We start from the raw sequence: 4460 nt of genomic DNA, 5'->3' as shown, positions 1-4460 counted from the left end.
TCCGCACGTACGGTTCTATGAGGGGCTAGGGAAGTGATTCCCTAGCCTACTTACCGGTAGAATAAAATGGAAAACTGCGCTTAAGCAGAAATATTAGCAATGACAATTAGCAAGAGGGAAACTTCGTCTCCATCTAACACCTCGGAGTACGCCAAGCAAGGGCGTAAAAGATAATGAAAGCGTAGCTTTCATTATTACTATATAGCAGGTGTGACCCCTGCATGATCAAGTGATTCTTAGACTCATGTGGAGTTTGCTTATAAGGAATACATCTCTCCATCAAAGTCTTAGAAGAACTTATCCAGGGGCGTAGCAGCCGTCATCCCCCACCTTGAAGAGTAGAGGGGTGTTACGGATGGTAGCCATCGGATAAAGGTTAGCAACCAGTCATTAGTTAGTCTCGGGCTTGTTATGGTGATGTAACAAGTTAAGTGTAGACAAACAAGGTACTAGGCCGCAAGCGAATGCTGAAACTATTAGCCACGAAATGTTGAGTAAAATGGAAAGGACGATGATTTTCGGGAATTAGAAGTCAGAACATAGATATTAGATATTGCTAGAATATATATGCTTTCCCGTGGTTCGAAGGTGTAGCATGGTATACAGTAATATAGTACATTAACACTGCAGCTTTAGAAAGAATGGAGTGTTTAGAGTTGAACGAATGAAAAGTTTTAAAAAATTTAAAGCAAGTATTAAGATATTAGGAAAATGGTTAAAGGATAATAGAACGCTAGCGTTTAAAGTGTTAATGAAGAAATTAAAGCAGAAATTAGTTGGATGTTATAGGTATTGTGGCTAAATATAAAGATCTTCAAATAGGTTTTTGCGAGATAATTTTGTGGGAGGGTGACGATATACAAAGAGAATGAGTTTTGAAAAGACAGATGGTATTATGTATAAACGGGTTATTTAAGCAAAGAAACTTATATATTCAATTCGCCATTTTTTTAAATATGCATATACTAATATTAAAAAATCAATGTGGGGTTAGAGTATTTACTATTTACAATAGAGCTGTTATAATAGAAGTATGAATTGGTGAGAGGGTATCACCAAGTAAAACAAAATAAGTCCCAATTGATGAATTGGTGAAAGGGTATCACCAAGTAAAACAAAATAAGTCCCATAAAAGAAAAACCTCCCTTGGGAGGGTTTTTTCCTATATAGGAGAAAGTTATGATAAGGTTAGATAAGAATCCAAAACATTTAACACAGTCATTTTATGATACTTACAAGCATTGTAATGAAATATTGAGCAAGGAAAAAAGACAATATTGTATTGCACTTTTCATAATTGATGATATTAAATTTGCTATACCTTTTAGGACTCATATAAAGCATAAATATTGTTATATATTTAAAAATTCGCCTCGCTCGGATAATTCAGGTTTGGATTTTACAAAAGCTGTAGTAATAACAGATGATAAATTTGTTGGTGGAGACACCATTATAGATAGCAAAGAGTATTCTGAATTTATTAATAAGCAGGCAGTGATTGCAAATCAATTTGAAAAGTTTATTAACAATTACAAAAAGTGGACAAGTGATCCAAGGTATTACAGAGCTGAAAAAACTATAGCATTTTCATCATTACAATATTTTCATAAGGAACTAGGGTTAAATAACTAGAAATTGCATATATTTATATTAGGGATGTTTTACATCCTTATGAATTAGGTTATACTATGTATAAGATGATTTGGTGAGAGGATATCACCAAGTAAAACAAAAAAAGTTCCAAAGCTTGAGTTTTGGTGAGAGGGTATCACCAAGTAAAACTAAAAAAGTCCCAATTGATGAGAAGGGTGTCCTAAGAGACATCCTTCTTTCGTATTCCAAAATAGCAAGTGAGTCCAGAAAATTACCAGGTACAAGCATTTCATTAAAATAAAACTTAATGAAATGCTTTTTTTAGTTTATTTCCATAATAAAAACCACAAAAATATATTAACCACACTTAAATAAATAGAAAAAAACAAGCCCCTTATAAGTCCCCTATAAAAAGATATAACCCCCTTATAAGGACATAAGACAATAATAACAATAAGAATAATAAAAAGAATATTAATAATAAATATAAAAACAAATAAAATATTATAAATATACTAGTAATAAAAATAAAGGTAAGGTTTAGTAATAGTAAATTTACTTTAAAAACAAAATCACTATTATTTTTAATATTTAGTAGAACTTTATTAATCTTTGCATACTTAATGGGCAGATGAATTACTATGTAGGGGGTATAAACATGGATGAAGATGGAAATGTTAATGTGAGGTTTTGGAGGGATAATTTTGTGATAATCAAGCTTATATAAAATGTTGTGGCAAGAGGATAACTTCTTCCATATCCAGCACTACGAAGTACAGGAAAATATCTCTATTACAAAATGGTAGAAGTAGCATCTATAGATTTGTTTAAAAAATATATAGATGCTTATTAGATAAGATCCTATGACGTATAGGTAAATTTAATTAATATGAACTTGCCCATTTTGCAAGATTATTCTTATTTAATGAGTTGAATTTACTTTTGAAATAAAGTGCATACTATTGCAATAAGTTGGTTAGCATAGATCATACATATCATATTTATCCATGTTATCACTGAATAACCCTCCATAAATAATAATTTCTTATATAGTTTAAAATATATTCTTATATGTTAATTTTATGATTGAATTTAGACTATAGTAATACCATAGAGGTTCAGTAAATTTAGGATGGTATACTGGACTTGGTGGGTTTATTTATGTTTTATAACCAAAATAATGATTTTAACAAGAGTAGGTTTTGAAAAATGATTTAATGTTTTATAAATGTAACATTGAAATGCATAAATCGGAATATTGAGGGTATAATAATAGACAATGTTACATAAGTGGAACATTAATCTTGACCTTTGCATATAATAAAGTATATGATATAGATGAAAGGGAGTGTTGTCATGAATGCAATTTTAGGGGCAAGAATTAGGGCTTTAAGAGAATATAAAGGATTAACACAGGAGCAAGTTGCAGAAAAAATGAATTGCACTAGACAAAAGTATGCTAGGATTGAGAAGGGTTTAATAGATATCTCATATGCTAGTATTGCTACTGTTGCTGGCATTTTAGAAGTTAAAGTAGAGGAAATAACATCAGCTGTAGAAGATAAAGAAGAGCAACCAATGTTTAGAAAAAATAGAGAAGTTCTTGGTGACGATAAGTACCAATTTATAAATGACATGATAGAAACTTTTTATGCTCATAGAAGCCTATATAATAGTATAAGGCAGGTAGACATAGATGGATAAGAAAAAGCAGCTCTCCATTGAGAAAATGGCAGATTTAGTTAGGGATGAATGTAAAGTAACTGATTATGGCTTTAATAATATATTTGAGGCAGCTGGAAAAATAGGATACAGAGTTATTAGATATCCTATAGGGAGCGACTCATTCTTAGGATTTGCTTTGATTAAAGATACAGAAAGAATAATTTTTACAAATTCATCATCTATATTGGCAAGAGAAATATTCACTATAGCTCATGAAATTGGGCATCATAGATTGCACTTGTCTGAGCTTGGGTTGACAGTAATTAAAGATGATGATTTTCATGAAACAAACGATTATGAGGTTGAAGCAAACTATTTTGCAGCATGTTTATTGATGCCACGAGATAAGGTTGAAAAATTTATTAGACTAGAATTAGAAGATAAAGAAGCAAATAAATGGAATGGATTAGATATTGCAAGAATACAAACTGAATTTAGTGTAAGTTATGATATGGCTCTTATAAGATTAGAAAAGCTTGGTTTAATAAATAGTAGCTTGAGTAATGGGTTAAAGATAGAAAAAGCAGAAAAAACAACTTCAAGATTATTAAACGCGATTAACGGCAATGTTGATTTATGTAAACCAGCTGAAGTAAAAAATGTACCACCAGATTATCTGCAGTGGGTAATTTCTAATTATAATGAAAAATTAATTCCGTTTACTAGTTTAGAAAAGGCTTTAAATTATTTAGGGTTAAAAGCAGAAGATGTTGCAGATATACCACAGGAGGAGATTGAGGAAGAATATAGTTTAGACGATTTGATTGGGAGGATGGAGTAATGGAGGCATCATTAGATACAAATGTTATTATCCATCTTTATAAAGCAAATCACCAGGATATATTATTTAGAAGATTTAAAAAGTTAAAGGTTTATACATTTATCCGCTACACAGAAATGAAAAATCATGCATCAATAGACATTATAAATTTATTTGATAGCAAGTGAGTCCAGCAAGGCATGTCCTCACAAGGAACCCAGGTACGCCAAGCAAGGGCGTAAACAATAAAGAGAGCGAAGCTTTCTTTATTACTATATAGCAGGTGGGAATCCTGCATGACAAAGGTTAGCAACCAGTCATTAGTTAGTCTTGGGCTTGTTATAGTGATGTAATAAGTTAAGTGTAGACAAACGAGATACCA

The 4460-nt window shown here is 31.3% G+C and carries 4 protein-coding genes; all 4 read left to right on the top strand.

Features of this window, described 5'->3' with window-relative positions:
* The first annotated feature begins 1179 nt into the window (after positions 1-1179).
* The 4 genes from tenpIN (at position 1180) to BD821_RS13570 (ending at position 4266) form a co-directional block, all read left to right on the top strand.
* Positions 1180-1632 carry a type III toxin-antitoxin system TenpIN family toxin gene (gene tenpIN, locus BD821_RS13210; RefSeq protein WP_104410878.1) on the top strand — a complete coding sequence of 151 codons (453 nt, stop codon included), beginning with the start codon at positions 1180-1182 and terminating at the stop codon, positions 1630-1632.
* 1317 nt (positions 1633-2949) lie between these two features.
* Positions 2950-3297 carry a helix-turn-helix domain-containing protein gene (locus BD821_RS13205; protein ID WP_104410877.1) on the top strand — a complete coding sequence of 116 codons (348 nt, stop codon included), beginning with the start codon at positions 2950-2952 and terminating at the stop codon, positions 3295-3297.
* A complete protein-coding gene (locus tag BD821_RS13200; RefSeq protein ID WP_104410876.1) occupies positions 3290-4099 on the top strand; it encodes an ImmA/IrrE family metallo-endopeptidase in 810 nt (269 codons plus the stop codon). Before BD821_RS13205 ends, BD821_RS13200 begins: the two co-directional genes overlap by 8 nt.
* Positions 4099-4266, top strand: a complete 168-nt coding sequence (locus tag BD821_RS13570) for a PIN domain-containing protein (protein ID WP_169994241.1) — start codon at positions 4099-4101, stop codon at positions 4264-4266. The genes BD821_RS13200 and BD821_RS13570 overlap by 1 nt, the downstream gene beginning before the upstream one ends.
* Positions 4267-4460: the final 194 nt, after the last annotated feature.

Origin of the sequence: Clostridium algidicarnis DSM 15099 (genome assembly GCF_002934235.1) — a bacterium.
Taxonomy (GTDB): domain Bacteria; phylum Bacillota; class Clostridia; order Clostridiales; family Clostridiaceae; genus Clostridium_L; species Clostridium_L algidicarnis.
Note: the sequence above shows the minus strand (reverse complement) of the source record. Positions and strands in the feature narration are given on the sequence as shown.